The sequence below is a fragment of the Mycobacterium vicinigordonae genome (genome assembly GCF_013466425.1).
Taxonomy (GTDB): Bacteria; Actinomycetota; Actinomycetes; order Mycobacteriales; family Mycobacteriaceae; genus Mycobacterium; species Mycobacterium vicinigordonae.
In genome coordinates, this window is sequence record NZ_CP059165.1 from 5,953,355 (window position 1) to 5,978,039 (window position 24,685).

Below are 24,685 nucleotides of genomic sequence, written 5' to 3' on the forward strand. Positions count from 1 at the left end.
GCGGCCGGACGGTCTGCGTTCGAGGACCACGATATATGTGGTGCACAGGCGGGGAGCCCGGCAGTCCGCACCCGCCCCGCACACCGACCGCCTCGCTCAGGCGTCGTCGATGCGGCGTGCGCCCAACTCGTTCTGCAGCAGCTCCAGTGCGACTTCTTCGGGGTCCCGTCGCGGCTCGGACGAATCGTTGCGGCCCGCCTCGGCGAGCATGCTCTCCTCTTCGTCCTCGTCGCGTGCCGCGACCTCCGGTGCCGCGGGCTCCGCGACCATGGGTGGTGGCGCGACTTCGGCGACCGCGGGTGGGCCGGTCTCGCAACGCACCCGCCAGTTGACGCCCAGGGCGTCTTTGAGCGCCTCGACGATCACGTCGGCGTTGCGTTGTTCAGACAAGCGTTTGGCCAGCGGCGCCGCTTCGTGTGTCAGCACCAGCGTGTCGCCTTCCACCCTTAACACCGTCGCGCCGGACAGCATCACCGCGGTGGTCCGGCTTCGCTCCCGCACCTTGTCGCGGACCGTCGGCCACATGCTGCGCACCGCGGCGGCATTGGGCTCGCCCGGCGCAGGAGCCGGGCTTACGGGCGCGGCTACCGGCTCGGGTCGGCGCTCCGGCGCAGGCGGTGGCGGTGGCGGTGCGGCAGGCGGCGACGGTGCTGCGGGCTTCGGCTGCGGCGCGGGCTTCGGCGCGGCGACAGAGCGGCGGACCGGCGCGGGTCGGGCGGGGGGCACATACGCCGGTGCGCTGGGCTCCGCCGCCGCCTCGGTCGCAGGTATCGACATGGCCAGCCGCGTCTCAATGCGTTCGACACGTTGCAGCAGCGCCGACTCGGTGTCGGTGGCCGACGGCAGCAACAGTCGCGCGCACACCACTTCCAGCAGCAGCCGCGGGGCCGTGGCACCGCGCATCTCCCCCAGCCCGGCCTGGACCACCTCCGCGTAGCGGGTCAGGGTTGCCGCCCCCAGGCGGGTCGCCTGCTCACGCATCCGGTCCAGCACGTCCTCGGGCGCGTCGACCACACCGCGCGACACCGCGTCGGGAACCGCCTGCAGCAGGATGAGATCGCGAAACCGCTCCAGCAGGTCGGTGGCGAACCGGCGCGGGTCGTGCCCGGCGTCGATCACCGCTTCGACCGCCCCGAATAATGCCGCGGCGTCCCCGGCGCCGAGCGCGTCGACAGCGTCGTCGATTAGGGCGATGTCGGTGGCGCCCAGCAATCCCAGCGCCCGCTGGTAGCTGACCCGACCGCCCTCGGAACCAGCCACCAGCTGATCCAGCACCGACAAAGTGTCGCGGGGCGAGCCCCCACCGGCCCGGATCACCAGGGGGTACACCGCGTCGTCGACGACGACGCCTTCCTGCTCGCAGATCCGGCCGATGAGCCCACGCATGGTGCGCGGCGGCAACAGCCGGAACGGATAGTGATGGGTGCGGGACCGGATCGTCGGCAGCACCTTCTCCGGTTCGGTGGTGGCGAAGATGAAGATGAGGTGTTCGGGCGGCTCCTCGACGATCTTGAGCAGCGCGTTAAAGCCGGCCGTGGTCACCATGTGCGCCTCGTCGACGATGAACACCCGGTAACGGGACTGCGCCGGCGCGTAGAAGGCGCGGTCGCGCAGTTCGCGGGTGTCGTCGACGCCGCCGTGGCTGGCGGCGTCGAGCTCCACCACGTCAATGCTGCCCGGCGCATTGGGTGCCAGAGCCTGGCAGGAATCGCAGACACCGCAAGGGGTGGCGGTGGGCCCCTGAGCGCAGTTCAGGGACCGCGCCAGGATCCGGGCCGACGACGTCTTCCCGCAGCCCCGTGGCCCGGAGAACAGGTAGGCGTGGTTGATCCGGCCCGCTTGCAGGGCCACGGACAACGGCTCGGTGACGTGCTCCTGCCCCACCACCTCGGCGAAGGTTGCCGGTCGATACTTGCGGTAGAGAGCCACGGTGAGCAGGCTACCCAGCCTGTCCGACGATGCGCGCCGGAGGCGCGGGGAGGAGGCGGGCAATCGGGTACAGCCTGTCCGACGATGCGCGCCGGAGGCGCGGGGAGGAGGCGGGCAATCGGGCACAGCCTGTCCGACGATGCGCGCCGGAGGCGCGGGGAGGAGGCGGGCAATCGGGCACAGCCTGTCTGACGATGCGCGCCGGAGGCGCGGGGAGGAGGCGGGCAATCGGGCACAGCCTGTCCGACGATGCGCGCCGGAGGCGGGACGGGCTCCGCCGGGGCGAGTGTGACAAAGCCGACGGTTCTGGCCCCCGTGATTGAAAAATCGGCACCGCGTCAATCCAATTGACAGTTCAATCGCGGAAAGTCGAGTGTGACTCGCCTATCGGTGAGCTGCCGGGGAGTACGCGGCAAGGAGCCTGTTGAAGACATGTGGGACGACTGGTTTGGTGAGCCTTCGGGCGTCAGCTGTCGCGCAGGAAGGACTTCGACCAGGCAGTACACCGTACGGCTGAACACGTCGGCAGTCCGTCAGTCTGTTGGCCCCGCAGGCCAGGTCCGGTGGAGCTGATTGCGTGAGCAGCGGCGACGGAAAAGGTCCGCGGTCGGCACTGGACAGCGACGAGCTCGTATCGGTCGGCGCGCCCATCGACCTGGAAAACTGTGCACGCGAGCCGATCCACATCCCCGGAACCATCCAGCCGCGCGGCGTGCTCGCGGTGGTACGCGAACCCGAGTTCGTGGTGTGCCAGGTCAGTGCCAACGTCGCCGCGTTGCTAGGACGCTCCGCCGATGGCGTTCTCGGTCGGCATCTGTCTGCGCTGATCGGCGCCGATCAGGCAGCGCGGATCGGAACGGCGGCAGCGTCCTTCGGCGACCTTCGGGAACGCAACCCCCTCGAGTGCCAAATCGACGTCGACGGTGTGCCACGCGCCTTCGACGCCATCCTGCGGCGGGAACCAGACGGGGCGCTGCTAGTCGAGCTGGAGATCGCCTACGGCGAGCGACCCTTCTCTTTCCCGAACACATACCAGGCGGTGCGGAGCTCCATTGAGGATCTGAACCGTGCTGCCACCCTGACCGAGCTGTACGACACCACCGCGCGCGCGGTTCGCGACCTCACCGGCTTCGACCGCGTGATGGTGTACCGCTACGACCAGGACTACAACGGCGAGGTCGTCGCTGAGGCCAAGCGCGGCGACCTCAATTCGTTCCTCGGGCTGCATTACCCGTCCACCGATATCCCCGCGCAAGCCAGGGCGCTGTACGAGAAGAACTGGATCCGGTTGATCTCGGACGTCGACTACACGCCGACGCCGATGGTCCCGCCACTGGACCCGGACAGCGGGCAGCCTCTGGACCTCACCTATGCGACGCTGCGCGCAGTCTCACCGATCCATATCGAGTACCTGCAGAACATGGGTGTACATGCGTCGATGTCGATCTCGCTGCTGCGGCACGGTCGGTTGTGGGGCCTAATTGCCTGTCACCATTACGCCGGACCGCACTTGCCTCCGTTCGGCACCCGGGCGGCGGCCGAATTCCTGGGCTCAACTTTGTCGCTGCGCCTGGTCGACCGTTTCGAGGACGACCAGCTGCACAAGCGGCTGGCCGCTCAGGCGGTGCTCACCAAAATCATCGCCGCGACGCTGGACGACGGCGAACCGCTTGCGTCGGCGTTGCTCGGGGCGCCCAGTCTGCTCGACTTGATTCCCGCCGAGGGCGTCGTGGTCAACATCCAGGGCGACCGCCGGGAGCGCGGCACAGTGCCGCCGCCGGATGTGGTGGCCATGGTGGCCGCGTGGGCGCGAGGCGTGGGCGAGGAGATCGCCAGTAGTGAGAACCTGATCAACGACCTGCCGACGCTGAAACTCGACCCGCAGTTGGCCGCGGGCGCGCTAGCGCTCAACCTGCCCGACGGGCAGTACGCCATTTGGTTCCGCCGCGAAGTGCTGCGTTCAGTGGACTGGGGCGGGGACCCGTACAACAAGGCGATCGCGGTCCACGAGGGCGACTCGCTGCGGCTGAGCCCACGGAAGTCGTTCGAGCGCTGGCGTGAAATCGTGCATCAACGCAGCGATCCGTGGACGCTCAGCGAAACCGAGTCCGCCGAGACGTTGCGGCGCCACCTGGTGGAGTCGCTGTACCGGCGCACCCGGAGTGCGCTGCGGATGGCTGAGACATTGCAGCGCAGTTTGCTGCCAGAGTCGATACCCCGGCTGGAGAGCTGGCAGCTGTCGGCGCACTATGAGCCCGCCGCGGGCGACAATGTCGGCGGCGACTGGTACGACGCGTTCGAGCTGCGGGACGGCCGCCTGATCCTGCTGCTGGGCGACGTCGCCGGGCACGGCATCGCCGCCGCCGGAACCATGGCGCAGCTGCGCAACGCCTTACGGGCCCAGCTATTCGCCGGCGCCTCGCCCGCCGAAGCACTCAATCAGCTCAATGACTTCGCCGTACACATGCTGCCCAGCTCCTTCGCCACCGTCATCGCGGCCCGGATCGAGCTCGAGTCGGGGCAGGTTGAGGCGGCATCGGCCGGGCATCTGATGCCCTATCTGACGAACGCCACCTCCCAAGCCACCCAGGCCCCGATCCGGATCTCGCCGCCGATCGGGATCAGGGGCGTTACCTACGCACCGAGCATCTTCGTCGTCGAACCCGGCCACGGATTGGTGATGTACTCCGACGGGTTGGTGGAGCGCCGTAGCGAGTCGATCGACGACGGTTTGGCTCGGTTGGCCGAGACCCTCACCCAAATCGGCAACGCATCAGCTACGCGGATCTGGACGGCCATGTCGACGGCGTTGGGCAACACCGACGACGACGTCGCCATCGTCAGCCTGCGGCGGCCCTGATCAGGTCCTGATTAGGCGCTGATCATCGACACAGTGCCGCTACTGAAGTTGGTGACGTACACCGCGCCGGTCGCCGAGTCGACCGCGACGCCGTAAGGTGCCGAGCCCACTCCGATGGTGGCGGTAACGGTATTGGTGCTGGGGTTGATCACCGACACCGTGCCGTCGAAGGAATTAGCGACGAACACATAGCCGTTGGTTTGATTCACCGCGACCGCGAAGGGTGCGTCTCCCACCGCGACGTTGCTGGTGACGGTGTTGGTGGTCGGGTCGATCACTGACACGGTGTCGCTGCCGGCGTTGGCGACGTACACGTTGCCGCCGGGTCCCACCGCTATACCGCGCGGATTGCCGCCCACGGAAATGGGTGACCCGGTGACGGTGTTGGTGGCGGGGTCGATCACCGACACGGTGTCATTGGCATTGCTGGTGACGTATACGTTCCCGCCCCCGTTGGTCGCAACGCCGTAAGGATCACCCAGGACGACGGTGGGGGATCCGGTGACCGTGTTGGTGGATGGATCGATCGCCAATACGTAGCCGCTGCCGACGTTGGTGACGTAAACATCGCCACCGGGGTTGACCGCCACGCCAAGGGGATTGGTACCGACCGGGATCGATGAACCCGTGACCGTGTTCGTGGTTGGATCGATCACCGACACCGTCCCGCTACCCCAGTTGGTCACATAGACGTCGCCGCCGGGGTTGACTGCCACTCCGTAGGGCTGGTCACCGACAGCGATGGTGGCAACGATGGTGTTGGTAACGGGATTGATGACCGCCACCGAGTCGGTGTTGATATTGGTGACGTAGAGGTAGCCATCAGGGCCGACCGCCACCCCGTACGGAGTGCTGCCGCCGCTAAGCGTGGTCACAGTGCCTCCGGAGCCACCGGTCCCGCCGATACCCCCGATACCGCCCACGCGACCAACGGCAGCACTGCCGGTTCCGCCGGCAGTGCCCGGTGCGTTGAAGCCGGCAGTAGCGGCCCCGCCTTGAGCGCCAGCGCCGCCGTGCCCGCCGGCGCCACCGAGCCCGTCCACACCGCCATGCCCACTAGTCCCAAGGAAACCCGTTCCGAAGAGCCCGGCCGAGCCACCGGCACCACCGAGCCCACCGTTACCACCGGCACCGCCGGTCCCACCAGCCCCGCCAGCCAGTCCCCAGCTGGTACTCACCGCGCCGGTTCCGCCGGTGCCGCCTAATCCCCCGTCGCCGCCGGCGCCGCCAGCACCGCCGACGCTGAACAGACCCCAACTAGCGCCGCCGGCCCCGCCCCGGCCGCCGGCACCCCCGGCATATCCGACAGCACCGGCCTCTGCGTTGCCGACACCCGAAGGGGCCACTGTCAGGCTGTCGCCGGCGTCGCCGCCCATCCCGCCGTTCCCGCCGGGCCCCCAGAACAGCGCCCGGCCAACACCCCCGGCACCGCCAGCGCCACCGGCACCCCCGGCACCGGTCGTACTGTCCGCACCGATGCCACCCATGCCGCCGGCCCCGCCGCGACCGGCCCACCAACCGCCGGCACCACCTGCCCCGCCAGCACCGCCCGCGCCACCGTTGACCGCGTTGCCCCCAGCTCCACCGGCCCCGCCACGGCCGAGCAGGCCCGCGGATCCGCCCTTACCTCCGGCTTGCCCGGCCGCCCCCGAACCGCCGGCACCGCCGTTGCCCCACAAGAATCCGCCGTCGCCACCGGCCTGACCGGTGCCCGCGGCGCCGTCGGCCCCGTTGCCGATCAACGGTCGTCCGAACAACAGCTCCGTCGGGGCATTGACCACGTTCAACAATGTCTGCAGCGGCGCCACGCTGGCCGCCTCGGCACCCGCATACGCGCCCGCGCTCGCGTTCAGCGCTTGCACAAACCGTTCGTGCGCCAGGCCCACCTGTGCACCCAGGGTCTGGAACTCCTGCCCGAATTCGCTGAACCAACTCGACACCGCCGCCGACACCTCGTCGGCAGCTGCCGGCAACACCCGGACCGTGGCCGGTGCCGCCGACACAGCCGCCGACCTAACTGCCGAGCCGATCTGGGCGGCATCCGCTGACGCCGCAGCCAGCACATCCGTATCGACAACCAAGAATGATGACATCAACAACTCCCAACCATCGCCCGATGACACTTGGCAACAACAGCAACCGTGTGCTGCGCAGTACGCTGCGCACTCTGCACCTGCCGGAGTCGCAGCTGCAGCATCGGCACAGGGTGAAATCCGCACTCCGCCACACCCTGTACGATAAGTGAAATACTTTGTGTAAAAACAGAATTACTCTCCTCGATCGGCAGGAGTCCACACCGATGCGGACGGGCGGGCGATCGGAACCCACGGGGACCGGCAGGACGCTCCGAACCGTTTTCAGCAAACTTTTTTATCACGCGCTGATCACCGACACTGTGCCGCTGTTGAAGTTGGTGACGTAGACGGCTCCGGTGACCGGGTCGACGGCGACCCCGTACGGCGCCGAACCAACCGGGATGGTGGCGGTGACGTTGTTGGTAGTCGGGTTGATCACCGATACCGTGCCGTCGGCGAGGCGGTTGGCGACGAAGACGTAGTCACTGCCAGGACTGACCGCCACCCCGTACGGGGAATTGCCGACATTGACGGTGCCCGTGACGGTGTTGCTGGTGGGATCGATCACCGATACCGTGCCGCTCCCGCTGTTGGTGACGTAGACATTGCCTCCGGGGTTGACTGCAACTCCGTAGGGGCCGTCACCGACGCCGATAGGCGACCCGACGACGGTGTTGGTGGCCGGATTGATCACCGATACCGTGTCACTGCCGTAGTTGGTGACGTACACGTTGCCGCCCGGGTTCACGGCCACCCCGTAGGGGGCGCCGCCGACATGGACTGAGCCGGTGTAGGTGTTGGTGACGGGATTGATCACCGACACCGAGTCACCGTCGACGTTGCTGACATAGATGTCGCCGCCCGGGTTGACCGCGACGCCAGAAGGGTAGGCACCGACCCCGATGCCGCCGGTGACAGTGTTAGTGGACGGGTCGATCACCGCGACCGAGTTGCTGTTGGAGTTGGCGACGTACAAATTGCCGCCCGGGTTGACCGCGATACCCGTGGGGTTTGCGACCGCGATGTTGTCGATGACGGTGTTGGTCTTCGGATCGATCACCGACACCGTTGCGCCATTGGGGTTGGTGACGTAGACGTAGCCGCCCGGGTTGACCGCCACCCCGTATGGAGAGTTGAGGCCGGAAATGGTGGTTACCGTGCCACCGGACCCGCCGGTCCCGCCGATGCCACCGGCCCCGCCGGCCTGGCCGACGGCGGCGCTGCCGGTGCCGCCAGCGGCGCCGGGAGCGTTGAAGCCGGCAGTTGCGGCGCCACCTTGCCCGCCGGTGCCTCCGGCGCCGCCGGCGCCGCCAATACCGGCCACACCCGCGTGCCCCGTGATTCCCAGAAAGCCCGACCCGAAGAGCCCGGCTGAGCCACCGGCGCCACCGAGACCGGCAGCGCCGCCGGAGCCCCCGATTCCTCCGGTACCGCCCGCCACGCCCCAGGTCGCACTGGCGGAGCCAGTTGCACCGACGCCCCCCAACCCGCCGTCTCCGCCTGCCCCGCCGGAACCGCCAACACCGAAGAGCCCCCAACTGGCTCCGCCGACACCACCGCGCCCACCGGCACCGCCGGTGAAACCGCCCTCACCGGTGAGGGCGGGCGCCAAACTCGCGCCACCATCGCCGCCGGCTCCGCCAGCGCCACCGGGTCCCCAGAACACCGCCCGCCCAACGCCGCCGGCTCCGCCAGCCCCGCCCGCACCGCCGACACCGGCCGCGCTGTCCGCACCGATCCCACCGACACCTCCGGCACCCCCGCGACCAGCCCACCAGCCGCCGGCTCCGCCAGCCCCGCCGGCTCCCCCGGTACCCCCGTTGACTCCGTCCCCTCCGGCTCCCCCGGCGCCGCCGCGGCCCAGTAGCCCCGCCGATCCGCCCTTGCCGCCAGCTTGCCCGGCGGCTCCTGAACCACCGGCGCCGCCGTTGCCCAATAGGAAGCCGCCGTCCCCACCGGCCCGGCCGGTGCCGGCCTCCCCGTTGGCCCCGTCACCGATCAAGGGACGCCCGAACAACACCATCGTTGGCGCGTTGATCACGTCCAATACGGTTTGCAGCGGTGCCACGTTGGCCGCCTCGGCGCTGGCATACGCCGCCGCGCTTGCTGACATTGAGCTCACGAAGCGTTCATGCGACAACCCCACCTGCGCGCCCAGCCTCTGAAACTCGTGAGCGAAATTGCTGAAAAAGTTCGAAACCGCCACCGACACCTCGTCGGCAGCCGCCGGCACCAACCCCACCGTGGCCGGCGCGGCTGCCGCTGCTGCCGACCTGACGGCCGATCCGACGCCGGACAACTTCGCCGACGCCGTCTCCAACGCTTCCGGAGCAGCAATGACATGCGACGACACGAAGGCCTCCTGACCATCACCCCATGGCACCAAACTGCGGCACCCTAGCAACCGTTAGCCGCAGTCCCGACACCAAGTTTCGACGTCGGTCAGCGTCCAGAAAAAGCGATGACTGAAGTTAACGCAGCCCCCCGCCGCACACCGCGGTTACACACTAAAAGCCTTGTGCGGTCGGCAAATTCCCACCTATAGGGGGATCTGGTGCCCCCCAATCGGAGGAACCGCACGCGGTCGGTCAGCGGTCACGTCGTGGGATCAGACAGCAAACACAAAGACAGAGACCGGGCGATCATCGGGATCGGCCAGAGCGCAGCGGCCAGCACGGGCCGCGGGGGATTACCGCGCCGACGCGCGGGTTTGCGTGCCAAGCATCAACTCGGTGGCGGCCAGCAGCGCGCAAGTCGACAGACCGTTGACGGCGTCGCTCAGATCTGGCAGCGACGGGAACGACGGTGCGATCCGGATATTTTTGTCCTCCGGATCTTTGCGGTACGGGAAGGATGCTCCCGCTTCAGTAACCGCGATGCCGGCGTCCTTTGCCAGCGCAACGGTGCGGCGCGCCGTACCCGGCATGACGTCGAGGCTGACGAAATAGCCGCCCTTGGGATCGGTCCAGGAGGCGATCTTGGACTCCCCTAGCCGTTGTTGCAGAATCTCGGCGACCAGCGCGAACTTGGGCGCCAGGATCTGCTGGTGTCGCTGCATGTGCAGCCGGACCCCGTCGGCGTCGCCGAAGAAGCGCAAATGTCTCAACTGGTTGACCTTGTCCGGGCCAATCGATTTCTTTCCCGCGTACTGCAGGTACCAGGCGATGTTGCCCAGCGATCCACCGAAGAAGCTCACACCCGCGCCGGCGAAGGTGATCTTCGAGGTGGACGCGAAGATGTAGGGCCTATTGGGGTTGCCGGCTTTGCTGGCCAGCCCCAGCACGTCGACCTGACGGATGAACTCTCGAGTCAGGGTGTGCACCGCGTAGGCGTTGTCCCAGAACAGCCGGAAGTCGGACGCCGCCGTCTGCATCTGCACCAGCCGACGCACCGTCTCCCAGGAGTACGTGATGCCGGTGGGGTTGCCAAAGACCGGAACCGTCCACATGCCCTTGATCGCCGGGTCGGCGGCGACCAGCTCTTCGATCAGCCCGACGTCCGGACCGTCCTCGAACATCGGGATCGGGATCATCTCGATGCCCAGCGTCTCGGTGATGGCGAAGTGCCGGTCGTAGCCGGGGACCGGGCACAGGAATTTGACGCCACCTGGTTCCGCTATCCAAGGCCGCGGTGAGTCGACGCCGCCGTGGAGCATCGAGAAGACAACGACGTCGTGCATAAATTCCAGGCTGGCGTTGTTGCCGGCGATCAGGTTCTGCACCGGCAGGCCCAATAGCTCGGCAAAGATCGCTCGCAGGCCGGGCAGGCCGTGCAGGCCGCCGTAGTTGCGGGTGTCGGTGCCCTCCGGGTCCTTGAAACTGTCGCCGGGCAGGCTCAGCAGCTGGTTGGACAGGTCGAGTTGCTCGGGCGACGGTTTTCCGCGGGTGAGATCAAGGGACAGCTTCTTGGCCTGCAGCGCCGCGTACTCCTGTTGGTGCCGGGCATGCACCCCGGCCAATTCGTCAGGGCTGAGGGACTCCAACGACACCATGCGGCCCTTTCGCCGTCAAAACGCAATTAGACGTGATCTCAAAGAGGGGACCCCGCGCACCCGACAGAGCCCATTGACCCTTGCTGCCTTCCGGCCCTGGGGGAGTTCACAGGATAGACGCCGCGCGGGGTCCACCGGCGAGTGTAATACCTGCGGTTGGGCGACTCGGCGACGGCCGAGTCAGGTCCAAGGAACACCCGACTCCGTTCAGCCGCTACCATGACCACGGAGGATTCGCCTAGTGGCCTATGGCGCTCGCCTGGAACGCGGGTTGGGTTAACAGCCCTCGCGGGTTCAAATCCCGCATCCTCCGCCAAACGGTCCCCCGTGCGACCAGGGACAACAACGATCCCGGTCGACTTCCGGGGGCGGAGCAAACCAGCCTGAGGAGGGGTATGGGGCGCAAAGTCGCCATGCTGTGGCACGCGTCGTTCACGATCGGCGCCGGCGTCCTCTACTACTTTTTCGTCCTGCCCCGGTGGCCCGAACTACTGGGCGACACGGGTCCAGGCCTGGGGATGGCACTCCGGATCGTCACCGGCGTGCTGATCGGCCTGGCCGCTTTGCCGGTGGTATTCACTCTGCTGCGTACCCGCAAGCCCGAACTCGGCACGCCGCAACTCGCGCTCACGATCAGAACCTGGTCGATCGTGGCACACGTGGCCGCCGGAGTCCTGATCGTGGGCACCGCGATCAGTGAAAACTGGGTGAGCCTCGACAAAGCCGGCCAGTGGTTGTTCGCGATCTACGGTGCCGCCGCGGCGATTGCGGTCCTGGGTTTCTTCGCGTTCTACCTGTCGTTCATCGCCGAGCTCCCGCCGCCTCCCCCGAAGCCGATCAAGCCGAAGAAGGAAAAGAAGCGCAGGCTGCGCGGGAAGAAGCGCGCTGCGGTCGGCGGGTCCGACGATCACGACGCTGACGACGACGAAGACGAAGAAAAAGACGAAAAAGAACACGACGACGAGAGTGTCGCGACCGCGGACGACGCGGCCGCCGAGCCCGAGGAAGACTCGGCCGAGGAGGTCACCGAAGCCGAGACCGTCGAGGCGAAGACCGATGAGACCGTCGAGAGCGAAGGCGAGACGGTCGAGGCGGACAGCCCGGTCAGCGCCGGCCCAGAGAAGGACGAGCCGCCCGAGGCGGCGCCGGTCCCCGACGAGGAGTCCGAGGCCGCGGCGGAAACCGTCGAGGCGCCGCTGCCCGAGACCGCTGCGCAACCGCGGCTGCGCAACCGTCGTCCGACCGGCAAGACCTCGCACCGTCGCAGGCGTACCCGGGGTGGTGTCGCGGTCGAGGAATAGCGCCTCATCGCCGCCGTAGCCGCTCGACATAGTCGGCGATACCCTGCTGAGTTTTAGCCGCGCCCCAAATCTGGCGGACTTCACGGTCTGTGTCGACACCCGCGTGGATGCGCGTCAGCGCGGGAGCACGCAGCTGAGCCTTCGTGTGGCGATACGCCACTGCCGGGATCGTTGCCAGATCTGACGCCGCGGCAACGGCAACATCGAGCAGGTCTTGCGGCACCACCTGGTGGATGAGTCCCCGCACAACCGCTTCGTCACCGACGTAGCTTCGTCCGCTGAGCAGGACTTCCTCGGCATGATCACCGCAGGCGTAGCGCATCACCTCCAGCGCGGCGACCGGGAAGGCAACCCCAACCCGCACCTCGGCCGCGCCGATCTGAGCGTTGGGGGTGGCCAGACGCCAGTCGCACGCGCAGGCTAGTACGCAACCACCGGCTATCGCCGCGCCGTTGATGGCAGCGACCGTCGGTCCGGGATAGCTGAACACCGCGTCGAACAGCTCTGAGAGCGCGGGTACCAGCCGATCCGTATAGGCGGCACCGCCCATGATGACGGGGTTCAGATCGACCCCGGCGGAAAACACCCGACCGGCGCCGGTGATCACCAATGCCCCACCACCTGCCCGTTCCTGTTCCCGAATGACACCGGTCAGCTCACCGAGGACCTCAACATCCAGCGCGTTCACCCGTCCGGCTGACAACGTCAATACGTGCACAGCCCCTACAGCGTCGATTTCGATCACAGTCACTCACTACATCAGAACTGGCTAGACGAGGATCACGGGGATGTCGGTGTTCTCGTCCGTGTGGTAGCTCGCACAGACCCGGTGGTAACCATCGGCGATCTGCAGCGGGACACCTTTCGTGTAATCGCCGCGCACCAGCAGGATCGGCGAAAGCGGTTGGCCCTTCCTGATCTTCGAGAGATCCGCGGCGACGTGTGGGTTGTCCTCGCGCAGCAGCCGCAACCCTGCCGCCCGCAGAATGTCCTTGGCCTTCTTATGCACGATGCCGGCGGCCCGCAGTCGCTCCGCCACGTCGTTGACAGTGTGCATGTCCGCCAGCAGCGCAAGGTAGCTGGCCGCGGCCGGAAAGTCGTGGTCCTCGGGCTGGTCCAGCCACTTCACACTTGGCATGTCGCCACCATAATTGGGATCGGTAGCCGGCGCAGTGATCTGTACTTCCGCCATGACGACGCCAACGGGGCGGCGCATGACGGAAGGAAGTTCGATGAAACGTGTTATGGCGGCTGCGATTGCCACACTTGGTTGCGCGACCGTGTTGGTGGGGTGCTCCAGCGGCGGCCACACGGCCAGCCCCGCGTCCAACGGTCCGGCGTCAAGTGTCTCCGCCGGGGGCGGCGCAACCGAGATCAAAGTGGGCGGCACCGACCTGGCTGGCGTCAACCCGTCGTCGGTGACCTGTGTTAAGCAGGGCGGGAAGATCAACATCGGCAGCGGATCCACCAACGGTCAGCAACAGGCGTTGGCAGTGGTGATGACCGACGCGAACCCGCCCACGGTCGACTCGCTGGCCCTGATCGTGGACGGCAATGCGTTGTCGGTGGCCGACAACATGGGCAGCAAGGTCGGATCGGCCAAGGTCACGGTGGAGGGTAAGACCTACACCATCACGGGCCAGGCACAGGGCGCGGACCTGAAAAACCCGATGGCGGGCATGATCACCAAGGACTTCAGCATCAAGGTTACGTGTGGCTGATGAGGAACGCTTCGGCGCGGCGGGCATCCACCGGATGTCCGTCGCGCCGGACTTATGATGCAGCCGTGTCGATCCGCGACGAGCTCGAGCGAGCACGACACTTGGCGTGCGCCGGCGACGAAAACTCGGCACGCGATCTGCTTCTGTCGCTGATGCCGCGCATCGAGCAGGAGGATCGCGACGATCTGCTACTCGAAGTGTTCGCCCAGCTCGGTGAAATCTATCTGGTTCGAGGCACGAATGATGGAGTGCGCGAATGTATTCGGCGCATTCAAGAACCGCTGGCGATCTACCGCGAGATCCTGGCCGGCACCCGGCCGGATGCGGCCGCCCTGGTGCACATGTCGGATTCCGCGATCGCGCACATGGTGCTGCGCTATTCCCGACGGGCACGGCTTCTTCAGATCGGCTTGGCCGCCACGCTGGGCGATCACGACAGCGCCGCAGCCACGCTGGCGGAGCTAGACGACTCCGATTACAGCGATGTGGATCTCGCCGACGAACACCATCAGCTTCTGTTTCAGGCCCGCACATTGTGCGCAATCGCGCTGTGTGACGACGATTTGCATCCGCGATCCGTCCCGCTGTGGGAGCAGGTACTCGACACGTTGCAGGCCGGGCGCGGTGGCTCCGAATACGCCCAGCATCTCTGGGTTTTGGCGGCCACCGCCTACGGCCGGTTCTGCGTCGAGACCGGGCGACTGGCCGATGCCGAGCCGTGGCTACGCCGTGCCGGTGCCCGAGCGCAGGCCAACGGCTGGGAACTCGACAGTGCCCGAGCACAATTGGAGCGCGCCGCGGTCAGCTGGACCCTGGGCGAGCAGGCTGCCACCGAACGGCTGGTGTCGGAAGCCTACCCGGTGATCGCCCGGTCTGCCCGGGCTCACGAGGTGTCGCGCTGCTGGCTTTACCTGGGCCTGACCCGATTCGCCCACGGTGCGCTGCAGGCCGCCGACGAGTGCTGGGAGCACGCCGAGCGGCACTGGCGCGAGCTGGGCAAGCCGCTGCATCTGCATCGCATCCTGTTGCAGCGCAGCTGGATCAGCATTTTCCGGGGCCGCTTCGCAGCCGCGGTCGAGTTGATCGCACAGGCCCGGGAGTTACTGGACTCCTCGCCGCGCAGCAGCTGGTTGCAATACGCGCTGCTGGACAATCACCTTGGGACGGTGTGGCGGGCAGATGCACTAGCTGATCTCGGCTTCGACGGATCCGGTAATCCCGGCGAGACACTGCGGGAGACGGCGGTACGCCAGGCCGCCGCGCTGGGGTTACTCCACGGCGAGACTGGCACCGCTGAGCACCGGCGAGCGATGGCCAAGCTCGAGCGGGCCGCCAACCTCAAGGTTCCCGCGGCGCTGGCCGTCGACTCGGTCCGCTACTCGATCGCCCACCCGAACGCGCGATCGTCTTGGGCGCAGCGTATTTCAGCGCCGGTGCTGGCCGGTGCGTTCGCCGTCGCGTGGGAGTGGGAGAATATCGAACTGGTCGCCGAACTGATTGAATATCACAGCGCTCGAGGAACTTTGACCGACCAACCGCACCCTGTTGCGACCGCCGAATGGGAGTCAACCGCAGCGGCACCGGCCTTCGCCGACACCGCAGACGAATCCGGCGCGGCGGCAACGGCGTTACCGGACACAGGCCCCCTGACCCGGCTGGGGCCACTGCCGCCGCTGCAGATGCAACCCGGGGCAGCACCCATCCTGAGCAGCTATCGAGCACTGGCGCAACAGCGATACGGCCGTCAGGTAACGGCCGCCGAACCGGCGTGGTGCAGCTGGCCATGACCGAGACGCTGATCCTGCGCTACGCCGATGTCGGGATCGCCACCTACGCCAGCTTGCGTGTCGTCGGTCAGCCACCCGTCACCTGGGTGGTCGAGGAGCCAATTCTGTTGGCGGCCTTGCAGGAAATGACCGATGCGCTGCCAGAGCCCATCGATGCCGAGAGCCGCCGCGACGCGATCGAACGTGCGCTGACCCGGGGCCCGTTGGCGACACAGGACGCCGAGCTCACCGTCGCCTACATCCTGGGTGTGCTGTTAATCGGTGCAGTCGGCTGGCACCTGCTGTCGCAGTGCCTGACCCGATCGGCTGGACAACGACCGACCTTGTTCGTCTCGCCCTGCACCCGGTTGGCCAAAGTGCCGTGGGGGCAGCTCGCCGTCCCGAACTCCGGTCCCACCGCTGAGGAGCTGGTCCGTGCCCGGCAGGGGGCAATCACCAGCGCCGGCCGGGCGGCCGCCCGGATTCCCTGGCAGCTGGCCGACATCCACGCGCACACAGAGGGCTACCGGTTGATGGAATTAGCCGACATCCTGCTGTCGGTGCCGCAGCACATTGTGCACGCACCGCGTACGCCGCGCGCCTGGGAGTCGAACCGGGACAACCCACCGCTGCTGGTCCTGGATCCGCGGGTACCGGGGCAGCGGCCGGACTCAGCACTAGGTTCGGTGCTGGGCAGGCCATCGGACCAGACTCCGCTGGCACGCTATTACGGCGACATGATGCGCCGCCGAGCCGTGCTGCCGCGGGTCGGCACCGCCGTCGAGCTGTTTCGCCGGCAAGACGCCGACCGCCGTTGGTTGACGGAAATGCTTGCGCAGCAACCGAGCCGCATCCTGTATGCCGGCCACGCCAGCTCCGCCGACAGCGAGGTGGGGGGCGCCGATCGGGCCGCGCTGCACTTGGCGTGTTCAGCGGCGATGCCCGGGGACGCCGCGTCGATCGGTGACCACCGGCCCTTGACGGCCTCGGACCTGATGGCTGCACGAATGCCGATACCACCGCGGGTGGCGCTGTTGGCCTGCGCATCCGGTGGCGACTATCAGTTCGACGAGGCGACGGGACTGGTGGCCGCGATGATTCTCGGTGGGGCGCAATTGGTGACGGCCACGCTATGGTCGCTGCCCACCGCCGCGGCCTTTCGGCAATTCGGCCCTGCTGCAGAGGATTCCGTTGATCCACTGGCGGAGTCGGTGACAGCCGTGGACAGCGCGCACCAACAGGACGAGGCCGGGCGCGCCGTGAACCGATGGCAACGTGCCCAAATGCGGCGCTGGCGGGACGGCGATGTCACAGCCAGTCCGCTGTTCTGGGGTGCGTTGGTGACGTTCGCCGTGGATGGCGCGCGGTGACTCAATATCCTGTGTTCATGAGCGCCGATCCTCAGCTACCGGCCGCCGCCGGTGCGGGGCACCCCCGTCGCGCGGTGATCGAGCAGGCATGGCGCGCGATCGGTCCCGGAGTCGAGGTGCTGAGCAGCGACGACGGTGGCCCGCTGACCCGGACCGTCAAACGCATCATCGACCCATTGGTGCTGCGCCTGCGCTCGAACCCGCAGTATTCGGCTCCCGTCTGTGCGGCCAGCACGGCAGCTGCCATGTCCGAGTTGATCGTCGGTAACGCCGACAACTTGCGCTGTGCCGCAGCCTGGTTCGAGCTGCTCAAGGTCGAGCGCCGCCGGTTGCGGATCCGCAGCGGCAACGCTCAAGAGTTGTATTTTCCGGTTTGTTTCGAGCTCGCGGTCACCAAAGGCCCGCCCACGCCGCATGATCACCAGTCCGCCGCCGAGGTGTTGAGGAAGATTCACCAAGACCGCGACCGCACCGCGGTCGAGGTGCTCAACGACTACATCGCCGACACCGAAGTGGAGGCCGGGCTGGCGGTGCAGCTGGAACGCACCTGGCGGGATGTGCGGGCCGACGGCGTAACGCTCGAAGCGTTCCTCGCCGAGCTGAGCACCGTGCTGGGACCGGCGCGCGGACACAACGCGGTCACCGCACGCCAGCGGGTCTGGTCGGCGATGATCGTCGACACCGCCCCCTACAACCTGGGTGCGCTGGCCAGGGAGCGGGACGCCGCGCTGCCCTGGTCAATAGTCCAATTGGGCCTGAGTTCGGTTGCACCGCAACGTGCCCCGAAGATCACGGGGGTCTCTGATGGCGATCGGCCGCTGGACCGGTCGGTGCTGGACCGGGTGCGGGCCACGCTGCGACGCGCCTTGAACCGCGACTCCCTGCCCGACATCCCGCTGCTGTGCGCCGAGGAGGTCGACCGAGCTTGTGCGCCATGGGGTTTGCTCGGCGAGGACAAGCAGGCCACACTGGTGGCCGGCATCGAGGTGGCCGTCGACCTTGCGCCCCTGGACCGTTCGCTCACCAGCCGCTACGCGCTGGCCGCCCAGATCCAGGCGCGGCTGCGCAAGGAGGCCTACGTGCTGCACGCACGGCGATACCTCGCCGACGGTGAACCGATCCATCCACGTCAACGACAGGTTGTCGATGAATTGGCTGCATTCGCACAGCCCTACCTGAACCGATTATGGGCGCGTCTGCATGGCCGGGACGTCTGGCAGGAGCCCTGCGACGATCTCGACGACGTCCGTGCGCTGCTGGACGGAGTGGCCCGATCGGTGAGCCTGGACCATCGGCAGCGCATCAAGTCGATGCTGGAATTGCAGGCGGCCGGATGAGACTGGTCAATGACCCCGAGCAGCCCGCGCCCCTGATCGCAGGATTGGAAGTCGCTGGCGCCGCGTTGTTTTGGGTGGTGACAGACCCGCCAGATGCCGCGGACGCCGTCCAGGTTTCGCTCACCGACCCAGCGCGGGCGGACTGGCTGTGGCGCGTCGTGGGCGCCGACGGGCATCTCGCGATCCTGTCGGCCGCCGCTGGGACCACGGACCTGCCCGACGTTGCCATCGTGCCGGGATCGTTGGCGGCGCTACGCAGGCTGGCGATCGGCCACTGGCTGCGGCGCTGGTGGCCAGCCAGCCGGCGCGACGGCATCCCAGGTCTCGATGCGGCGCTGCTCGACGTCGAGGTGGCGCTGCTGACCGCCGCAGCGCAGGCCTTTTTCTCCGACGACACCCTGGATTCGGACGCGGCCGCGTTGCTGGCACCGCACGCGGCGGCATTGACCGCCCACCTGGGTACCAGCGACCGCCGGGTACGCGAGTTGGTACGGGCGAGCGCCGAGTTGGCCGACGAGATTGGTGTGGACGGCAGCGGCTGGCCGGAACTGTCGGCAGCGCTGGATAATTCGGCCAATGCACCGGCCGTGCCGTCAGGACGCCAGGACGACTACGCGCTGGCCGCGGGCTCCGATGCCGCTCCGGGGACCGCGGCGATCGGTCGGGGTGTCGCGTCGATCAACTGGGCTGCGGTGCCGCCGGGAATCTTCGACGCGGCCGAGGACACCGTCGAGTGGCGCGTAGCGGTGTCCGGCCCGACAGTGATCGCCGTGGTGCGCGCCGCCGTCATCGGTCCGCATCCGGCCACCGATATCGCGGTGCGGGTGCAGTCCGGCGACGTCGCGGGCACCGCTGCATTGGACGCTCGGGGCGGGGCCGTGGTCGCGCTCGTCGACGCGCAAGGGCGTGCATTGCTGGAGTCGGACGCTTGGAATCACGACTGGCCGCCGACGTCCGTCGTGGTCGGCGCCGGTGTCAGCGAGGCTCGGGAGATCCGGGACCAAATTCGCCAGTGGGTTCGGACACGGTTGGACCAACCACCGCAGGATGCGTTCCTGGCCGAGATTCTGGCGGCCGAATCCACTTACTGAGCGCGGGGCTCTTGCCTATGCTGAGCGAGTGCCCAACAAATATCGCGTCGTGCAATGGACCACCGGAAACGTCGGCAAGAGCTCGTTACAGTCGCTGGCCACCAATCCCCAGTTCGAGCTGGTGGGGTGCTACGCCTGGTCCCCGGATAAGGCCGGCCGCGACGCCGGCGAACTGGTCGGCATCGGGCCACTCGGCGTGACCGCCACCAACGACGTCGACGAACTACTGGCACTCAAACCTGACTGCGTGGTCTACAACCCGATGTGGATCGATGTCGACGAGCTGGTCCAGATCCTCTCGGCGGGAGTGAACGTGGTGACGACGGCCTCGTTCATCACCGGACACAACCTCGGCGCCGGCCGCGACCGCATCCTCGAGGCCTGCGAGAAGGCGGGTTCGACCATTTTCGGGTCGGGGGTGAGCCCGGGCTTCGCCGAGCTGCTGGCCATAGTGTCGGCGATGGTGTGCAACAGGGTCGACAAGGTCACCGTCAACGAGGCCGCCGACACCACGTTCTATGACTCACCAGACACGGAGAAACCGGTCGGGTTCGGTCAGCCGATCGACAACCCCGAGCTGCCGCAGATGGCCGAGAAGGGGACGGCCATCTTTGGCGAGGCGGTGCGGCTGGTCGCCGACGCACTCGGAGTCGAGCTCGACGAGGTGCGATGCGTAGCCGAATTCGCGCAAACCACCGAAGACCTCGCCATGGCATCTTGGACCATCGAGGCGGGATGCGTTGCGGGCGTGTACATCAGCTGGCAGGGCATTGTCGGTGGCAACACCGTGGTCGACCTCAACGTGCGGTGGCGCAAGGGACAGACCCTGGAGCCGGATTGGAAGATCGACGGCGACGGCTGGGTCATCCAGGTCGACGGCCAACCGACGGTGACCACGAAGGTCGGGTTTTTGCCGCCGCCCTATTTCCAGGCCACCACGCTCGCCGAGTTCATGGCGCTGGGGCACATCATGACGGCCATGCCGGCGATCAACGCGATCCCGGCCGTGGTCGCCGCCGCACCCGGTATCGCCACCTACGCGGACCTGCCGCTCACCCTTCCCCGCGGGACGGTGCCAACGGGCTAGACGTCAGCGGCGCCGCCCGACAAAGCTTTTCGCTGCACAGGCTTGGGGTAGGTGGCACCTAAGGCCGGCACCTTGCGCGGCAGGCCGTCGCCGGCAACCGGAAGAGTTGCGCCGCTCATCGCACCGGCCGAGGCTACGTTGCCCTCACCTGAATGAAGCTATCAGCGTGCGGGTATGCAGCAGAACATGGCTGGAAACCGGTTTAGCAACACGGCGCAGTATTGGGGCGGCAGAGCGAAGGAGACGATCGGCCGACTCACCGGCAACAGGCGCACCGAATTCGAAGGCAGAGTCGATCAGGTCAAAGCGAACGCCAAAGATGCCGGCAACCGTGTTGCGCGCTCGTTGCGGCGGCGGCCGCGGCGTTTTTGATGCGCTCATGATCGGGTATTCGGTCTGAGTCAACGAACGTGACCACAAGGAGCAAGATGAGCGGCGAAGACAAAGTCAAGAACAAGATCGAAGACCTAGGCGGTCGCGCCAAGGAGGCGGTCGGCAAGGCTACCGGTGACCGCGACACCGAGAACGAAGGTCGCGTTGATCAGGCCAAGGCGAGCCTGAAAGACGCGGGCGAGAAGATCAAGGACGCTTTCAAGAAATAGTCCGTGCCGGCCTGGGTTCGCGTATGCCGCTGCGTCGCGTCAACCCGGTGCGCCGTACCACCAGAAGTGTCCCGCGCGAGCACCAAATGCGGTCGTTCTCGCGCGGGACAGTTTGTTGCCAGATACATTGCGCCCAAAGCGGATCCGTGGCTCATCAAGGTTTCCGACTAAGTCAAGACCGAGTCGAGCGGCGGCGGTTACCCGATCTTTGCGGGTCAGCCCTGGTTGAGGAGACGGCGTTGCGGCTACTCGTAGTTGATCCAAGCAGGGAAGAGGTCGCGCACATGGATGGCTCCGCACCGATTCGCCGGATCGCGGTTGTCCTCGGTATCGCCGCGGTGATAGGCGCGTTTGCGCTGTTGTTCGAGCCGGCTCCGGAGGCCAACGCGGCCCCATGCCCCGATGTTGAGGTGGTTTTCGCACGCGGCAGCGGCGAACCACCAGGTCTAGGCAACGTCGGCGGGCCGTTCGTCGACGCGCTGCGCGCTGAAATCGGTGGGCGCTCACTGGGGGTATACCCGGTCAACTATCCGGCCAGCACCGACTTCGCCAGCCCGCAATTCGCCTCATCGGTGATCGACGGAATTCGCGACGCGGGCAATCACATCCAGTCGATGGCCGCCAATTGCCCCAACACCAAGGAGATTCTGGGCGGATACTCCCAGGGCGCCGCCTTGGCCGGCTACGTTACCTCGGCCGCCGTACCACCGGGGGTGCCGCCTTCCGCCGTACCCCAGCCGCTCGCACCTCAGATCGCGAATCATGTTGCTGCCGTGACGTTGTTCGGCACACCCTCCCCGGAATTCCTCAGTCAATACGGCGCACCACAGATCGCCATCGGGCCGGCGTACCAAGCCAAGACCCTTGAGTTGTGTGCCGACGGCGACACGATCTGCGCCGGCGGCGGCACCACCCCGACTCTTGCACACACGTTGTATGCCGTCAACGGAATGACCGGGCAGGCAGCGGATTTCGCGAGTGCCCACCTCTAGGCGCTGGTTTTATATCGGTCGCGGGCTAGTCAGGCTCGTCGTCGTCGGGCGGTGGGGGCAGCGGCGGTGAGTTCTTCAGCCAGTCGCGCAGTCGGAACATGCCGTTGATTACGATGCCCAGCCCCAACAGGACCAGCGTCCCAACGATGATTGCGGTGGTCACCGTTCCATGGTGGCAGGTTCAGCGGTGATAACCGCTACGCCGGGCTGACCTCGAGACCGACGTGCACCTTGTCGATTCCCCCGCGGACGATCGAGTGGACGTAGAACCACCAGGCGTGATACCAGTACCGGCGCAGTACCGCGTTGTAGACGCGCCGCGTCTCCGACTTCGGCAGGATGCGTGCAACGCCTTCGACGGCCTCACTCTTTGGGTTGCCCAGGCCGCCGCTCTTGGCGATCGTCACCCGTGGAGTGTTACGGATCCGCTTGACTTTCCAAGAGTCGTCGTCGGTGATGACCAGTAACCGGTCTCCGTCCGGCACACCCCAGATCGCAGTCGGCTTGGGTCGGCCGTCCTTGGTGAAGGTCGTCAGCAGCAGGTATTTGGACTTGACGACGTCTTTGAAGGTGACGGCCACGTTGCGCCTTCCTCCCGGGTCAGTGTGTCGACTGTCTGGCTAAAAATTTCACAAACTTAACTACCCCAGGAGTCATGGCTGGAAACCTCAGCCCGATGTGGCCGGCCGCACAGACCGGTTGCAGAATGCCAGCATGCATGTTCTGGTCACCGGAGGTACGGGATTCGTCGGCGGCTGGACTGCCAAAGCCATCGTCGACGCCGGGCACTCCGTCCGGTTCCTGGTGCGCAAGCCCGAGCGTCTGGCGACCTCGGCCGCTGCGTTGGGGGTCGATACGTCGGACTACGCCATCGGCGACATCAAAGAATCCGAATCCGTGCGAAAAGCACTCGAAGGCTGCGACGCCGTCGTACACAGCGCCGCGCTGGTCGCCACCGACCCCCGGCAGACCCCGCAGATGCTGGCCACCAACATGGAGGGCGCCCGTAACGTCCTGGGGCAGGCCGTCCAGATGGGTCTGGATCCGGTAGTGCACGTGTCGAGCTTCACCGCCCTGTTTCACCCGAATCTGGAGACGCTGACGGTCGACCTGCCGGTGGTTGGCGGAACTGACGGCTACGGAACCTCCAAGGCCCAGGTCGAGATCTACGCCCGCGGCCTGCAGGACGCCGGTGCACCGGTCAACATCACCTATCCCGGCATGGTGCTGGGTCCACCGGTGGGTGACCAGTTCGGCGAGGCTGGGGAGGGTGTTCGCGCGGCGCTGCAGATGCACACCATTCCAGGCCGCAGCGCTGCCTGGATGGTTGTCGACGTGCGCGACGTGGCAGCGCTGCACGCCGCACTGCTAGAGCCCGGTCGCGGTCCGCGCCGTTATATGGCCGGAGGCGAGCGGGTGGCGGTCGCAGATCTGGCGAAGATGCTCGGCGAGGCTGCCCATACCCCGATGATCTCGATTCCCGTTCCAGATTCCGTATTACGGGCTGCGGGAACGGTTTTGGACTTCGTCGGGCCGTATCTGCCCTTCGACAACCCGTTCACCGCCGCCGGAATGCAGTACTACACCCAGATGCCGGAGTCCGACGACGCCCCAGCCGCGCGTGAGCTCGGGATCGCATTCCGCGACGCCCGCACCACCATCGCGGACACGGTCGCGGCACTGCACAGCACCTGACCACTCGACCTAATCTCTGGTCCTATTGGATCGACTCATCACCAAGCACTGTGGTGCGCAACATCTCCCGCGGCGAGTCGGGGTCATAGGGCGCCGCGCGGTGCAGCACTCCGCGGTTATCCCAGATCACGGTGTCACCGACCGACCAGTCGTGGCTGTACACCCGCTCGGGCACGGTGGCACGGCCCAGCAGTTCGGCCAGTAAGGCCCGGCCCGCGTCCAGGTCCATGCCGACAACGTAGTCGGCAGACGCCCCCAGCACCAACGATTTTCGGCCACTGCGGTGGGTCCACACCAGCGGGTGCTCGTGGGTGCGCCGGGATCGCCACCTCGCCAGCTGCTCGGGGGTCGGGTCGGGAGTGACGCGCCGTTGCGAGGCTTCCAGTGAATGCACAACACGCAGTCCGCCGTAGCGTTCCTTCTCCTCGTCGGTCAGCTCGTCATACGCGGCATAGGCATTCGCGAATTCCGTTTCGCCGCCCCATTCGGCGACGTGCACCGCCGACAGCACAGTGGCTTTCTGCGGGCACTCGTCTGCGGTCGGTGTGCAACCGTCGATATGCCAGTCGAAAGTGGCCTTCAGGTATACGGCCGAGGAATTCTTCGACCGGTCCAGCGTGATCGGGTAAATCCCGGCTACCGGATGGTGCCCGTCGGAGGAGTAATCGACCTCGCCGAGACGACTGCAGAAGGCGACCTGAGCCCGCGGCTCAATCCGTAGGCTGCGAAAGACAAGAACTCCGTTGTCTTCCAACGCATCCAAGATCGACCCGCCGATAGTGTCGTCGGTAACTAAGCGGTCCTGGTCTAGCCCGGTGACCTCCGCACCGACGGAATCACTGAGCTTGGTGATGGTGAGCGGACTCAT

General features: G+C 66.9%; 21 protein-coding genes, 1 tRNA gene, 1 other RNA gene and 1 pseudogene. 13 read left to right on the top strand and 11 right to left on the bottom strand.

Going from position 1 to position 24,685, the window contains the following annotated elements; all coding sequences use genetic code 11:
- Window positions 1-96 precede the first annotated feature (96 nt).
- Window positions 97-1,929: a DNA polymerase III subunits gamma/tau gene (locus H0P51_RS26760; RefSeq protein ID WP_180915797.1), complete on the bottom strand. Its 1,833-nt coding sequence runs from the start codon at window positions 1,927-1,929 to the stop codon at window positions 97-99.
- A 577-nt stretch (window positions 1,930-2,506) separates the two neighbouring features.
- On the opposite strand from H0P51_RS26760, the gene H0P51_RS26765 reads away from it, so the two are divergent.
- Window positions 2,507-4,789 (top strand): SpoIIE family protein phosphatase, encoded by a 2,283-nt coding sequence (locus H0P51_RS26765; RefSeq protein ID WP_246398237.1) that lies wholly within the window; start codon window positions 2,507-2,509, stop codon window positions 4,787-4,789.
- Between the two features lie 11 nt (window positions 4,790-4,800).
- Here H0P51_RS26765 and H0P51_RS26770 read toward each other — a convergent pair whose 3' ends face one another.
- The 4 genes from H0P51_RS26770 to ffs form a co-directional block, all read right to left on the bottom strand.
- The gene (locus tag H0P51_RS26770; RefSeq protein ID WP_180915798.1) at window positions 4,801-6,882 is read right to left on the bottom strand and encodes a PE-PGRS family protein; all 2,082 of its coding nucleotides are present in this window, start codon (window positions 6,880-6,882) and stop codon (window positions 4,801-4,803) included.
- A 280-nt stretch (window positions 6,883-7,162) separates the two neighbouring features.
- Window positions 7,163-9,217, bottom strand: coding sequence for a PE domain-containing protein (locus tag H0P51_RS29040; RefSeq protein WP_180915799.1), 2,055 nt, complete (start codon window positions 9,215-9,217; stop codon window positions 7,163-7,165).
- A 336-nt stretch (window positions 9,218-9,553) separates the two neighbouring features.
- Window positions 9,554-10,852, bottom strand: a complete 1,299-nt coding sequence (locus tag H0P51_RS26780; protein ID WP_180915800.1) for an aspartate aminotransferase type Ic — start codon at window positions 10,850-10,852, stop codon at window positions 9,554-9,556.
- Between the two features lie 44 nt (window positions 10,853-10,896).
- An RNA gene (gene ffs / locus H0P51_RS26785) (signal recognition particle sRNA small type) lies at window positions 10,897-10,991 on the bottom strand.
- Window positions 10,992-11,082: 91 nt separating this feature from the next.
- On the opposite strand from ffs, the gene H0P51_RS26790 reads away from it, so the two are divergent.
- Together H0P51_RS26790 and lucA are read left to right on the top strand one after the other, a co-directional pair.
- Window positions 11,083-11,171: transfer RNA gene (locus H0P51_RS26790), tRNA-Ser, on the top strand.
- Between the two features lie 79 nt (window positions 11,172-11,250).
- Complete coding sequence (gene lucA, locus H0P51_RS26795) at window positions 11,251-12,156, top strand: lipid uptake coordinator LucA (protein WP_180915801.1); 906 nt, start codon at window positions 11,251-11,253, stop codon at window positions 12,154-12,156.
- 4 nt (window positions 12,157-12,160) lie between these two features.
- Here lucA and H0P51_RS26800 read toward each other — a convergent pair whose 3' ends face one another.
- Together H0P51_RS26800 and H0P51_RS26805 are read right to left on the bottom strand one after the other, a co-directional pair.
- On the bottom strand, window positions 12,161-12,907 hold the full coding sequence (locus H0P51_RS26800; RefSeq protein WP_180915802.1) for an enoyl-CoA hydratase/isomerase family protein: 747 nt from the start codon (window positions 12,905-12,907) through the stop codon (window positions 12,161-12,163).
- An 18-nt stretch (window positions 12,908-12,925) separates the two neighbouring features.
- The gene (locus tag H0P51_RS26805) at window positions 12,926-13,294 is read right to left on the bottom strand and encodes a hypothetical protein (protein ID WP_180915803.1); all 369 of its coding nucleotides are present in this window, start codon (window positions 13,292-13,294) and stop codon (window positions 12,926-12,928) included.
- Window positions 13,295-13,388: 94 nt separating this feature from the next.
- Between H0P51_RS26805 and H0P51_RS26810 the strand changes: the two genes are divergently transcribed.
- The 6 genes from H0P51_RS26810 to H0P51_RS26835 all read left to right on the top strand — a co-directional run bounded on the left by H0P51_RS26810 (window position 13,389) and on the right by H0P51_RS26835 (window position 20,528).
- Complete coding sequence (locus tag H0P51_RS26810) at window positions 13,389-13,877, top strand: lipoprotein LpqH (protein ID WP_180915804.1); 489 nt, start codon at window positions 13,389-13,391, stop codon at window positions 13,875-13,877.
- Window positions 13,878-13,942: 65 nt separating this feature from the next.
- A complete protein-coding gene (locus tag H0P51_RS26815; protein WP_180915805.1) occupies window positions 13,943-15,664 on the top strand; it encodes a hypothetical protein in 1,722 nt (573 codons plus the stop codon).
- Window positions 15,661-17,013, top strand: a complete 1,353-nt coding sequence (locus H0P51_RS26820) for a CHAT domain-containing protein (RefSeq protein WP_180915806.1) — start codon at window positions 15,661-15,663, stop codon at window positions 17,011-17,013. Before H0P51_RS26815 ends, H0P51_RS26820 begins: the two co-directional genes overlap by 4 nt.
- 17 nt (window positions 17,014-17,030) lie before the next feature.
- Window positions 17,031-18,350, top strand: a complete 1,320-nt coding sequence (locus tag H0P51_RS26825; protein ID WP_180915807.1) for a hypothetical protein — start codon at window positions 17,031-17,033, stop codon at window positions 18,348-18,350.
- Window positions 18,347-19,441, top strand: a complete 1,095-nt coding sequence (locus H0P51_RS26830; protein WP_180915808.1) for a hypothetical protein — start codon at window positions 18,347-18,349, stop codon at window positions 19,439-19,441. The genes H0P51_RS26825 and H0P51_RS26830 overlap by 4 nt, the downstream gene beginning before the upstream one ends.
- A 28-nt stretch (window positions 19,442-19,469) precedes the next feature.
- Window positions 19,470-20,528, top strand: a complete 1,059-nt coding sequence (locus tag H0P51_RS26835) for an NAD(P)H-dependent amine dehydrogenase family protein (RefSeq protein WP_180915809.1) — start codon at window positions 19,470-19,472, stop codon at window positions 20,526-20,528.
- On the opposite strand, the gene H0P51_RS29045 is transcribed toward H0P51_RS26835, so the two are convergent.
- A complete protein-coding gene (locus H0P51_RS29045) occupies window positions 20,525-20,647 on the bottom strand; it encodes a hypothetical protein (RefSeq protein WP_281373821.1) in 123 nt (40 codons plus the stop codon). The two genes, H0P51_RS26835 and H0P51_RS29045, sit on opposite strands and share 4 nt — an antisense overlap.
- A 55-nt stretch (window positions 20,648-20,702) precedes the next feature.
- Here H0P51_RS29045 and H0P51_RS26840 point away from each other — a divergent pair, with 55 nt between their 5' ends.
- From H0P51_RS26840 to H0P51_RS26850, 3 genes are all read left to right on the top strand, one after another.
- Complete coding sequence (locus H0P51_RS26840; protein WP_246398239.1) at window positions 20,703-20,900, top strand: CsbD family protein; 198 nt, start codon at window positions 20,703-20,705, stop codon at window positions 20,898-20,900.
- 56 nt (window positions 20,901-20,956) lie between these two features.
- Window positions 20,957-21,130 carry a CsbD family protein gene (locus H0P51_RS26845; RefSeq protein WP_180915810.1) on the top strand — a complete coding sequence of 58 codons (174 nt, stop codon included), beginning with the start codon at window positions 20,957-20,959 and terminating at the stop codon, window positions 21,128-21,130.
- Window positions 21,131-21,414: 284 nt separating this feature from the next.
- Window positions 21,415-22,122 carry a cutinase family protein gene (locus tag H0P51_RS26850; RefSeq protein ID WP_281373822.1) on the top strand — a complete coding sequence of 236 codons (708 nt, stop codon included), beginning with the start codon at window positions 21,415-21,417 and terminating at the stop codon, window positions 22,120-22,122.
- 25 nt (window positions 22,123-22,147) lie between these two features.
- On the opposite strand, the gene H0P51_RS26855 is transcribed toward H0P51_RS26850, so the two are convergent.
- Both H0P51_RS26855 and H0P51_RS26860 read right to left on the bottom strand, forming a co-directional pair.
- Window positions 22,148-22,285, bottom strand: a complete 138-nt coding sequence (locus H0P51_RS26855; protein WP_180915811.1) for a hypothetical protein — start codon at window positions 22,283-22,285, stop codon at window positions 22,148-22,150.
- A 34-nt stretch (window positions 22,286-22,319) separates the two neighbouring features.
- A complete protein-coding gene (locus H0P51_RS26860) occupies window positions 22,320-22,703 on the bottom strand; it encodes a PPOX class F420-dependent oxidoreductase (protein WP_180915812.1) in 384 nt (127 codons plus the stop codon).
- Between the two features lie 133 nt (window positions 22,704-22,836).
- Between H0P51_RS26860 and H0P51_RS26865 the strand changes: the two are divergent.
- Window positions 22,837-23,906: pseudogene (locus H0P51_RS26865) on the top strand (SDR family NAD(P)-dependent oxidoreductase).
- Here the strand turns inward: H0P51_RS26865 and H0P51_RS26870 are convergent.
- Window positions 23,840-24,685 carry a TauD/TfdA dioxygenase family protein gene (locus H0P51_RS26870; protein ID WP_180915814.1) on the bottom strand — a complete coding sequence of 282 codons (846 nt, stop codon included), beginning with the start codon at window positions 24,683-24,685 and terminating at the stop codon, window positions 23,840-23,842. The pseudogene H0P51_RS26865 and the gene H0P51_RS26870 sit on opposite strands and share 67 nt — an antisense overlap.

Excerpts from the sequence above, each read along its gene's own strand:
- H0P51_RS26830 (WP_180915808.1), top strand. The coding sequence starts at position 18,347 with ATGAGACTGGTCAATGACCCCGAGCAGCCCGCGCCCCTGATCGCAGGA.
- H0P51_RS26850 (WP_281373822.1), top strand. The coding sequence starts at position 21,415 with ATGGATGGCTCCGCACCGATTCGCCGGATCGCGGTTGTCCTCGGTATC.
- H0P51_RS26805 (WP_180915803.1), bottom strand. The coding sequence starts at position 13,294 with ATGCCAAGTGTGAAGTGGCTGGACCAGCCCGAGGACCACGACTTTCCG.
- H0P51_RS26820 (WP_180915806.1), top strand. The coding sequence starts at position 15,661 with ATGACCGAGACGCTGATCCTGCGCTACGCCGATGTCGGGATCGCCACC.
- H0P51_RS26845 (WP_180915810.1), top strand. The coding sequence starts at position 20,957 with ATGAGCGGCGAAGACAAAGTCAAGAACAAGATCGAAGACCTAGGCGGT.
- lucA (WP_180915801.1), top strand. The coding sequence starts at position 11,251 with ATGGGGCGCAAAGTCGCCATGCTGTGGCACGCGTCGTTCACGATCGGC.
- H0P51_RS26825 (WP_180915807.1), top strand. The coding sequence starts at position 17,031 with ATGAGCGCCGATCCTCAGCTACCGGCCGCCGCCGGTGCGGGGCACCCC.
- H0P51_RS29045 (WP_281373821.1), bottom strand. The coding sequence starts at position 20,647 with ATGAGCGGCGCAACTCTTCCGGTTGCCGGCGACGGCCTGCCGCGCAAG.
- H0P51_RS26840 (WP_246398239.1), top strand. The coding sequence starts at position 20,703 with ATGCAGCAGAACATGGCTGGAAACCGGTTTAGCAACACGGCGCAGTAT.
- H0P51_RS26770 (WP_180915798.1), bottom strand. The coding sequence starts at position 6,882 with ATGTCATCATTCTTGGTTGTCGATACGGATGTGCTGGCTGCGGCGTCA.
- H0P51_RS26810 (WP_180915804.1), top strand. The coding sequence starts at position 13,389 with ATGAAACGTGTTATGGCGGCTGCGATTGCCACACTTGGTTGCGCGACC.
- H0P51_RS26870 (WP_180915814.1), bottom strand. The coding sequence starts at position 24,685 with ATGAGTCCGCTCACCATCACCAAGCTCAGTGATTCCGTCGGTGCGGAG.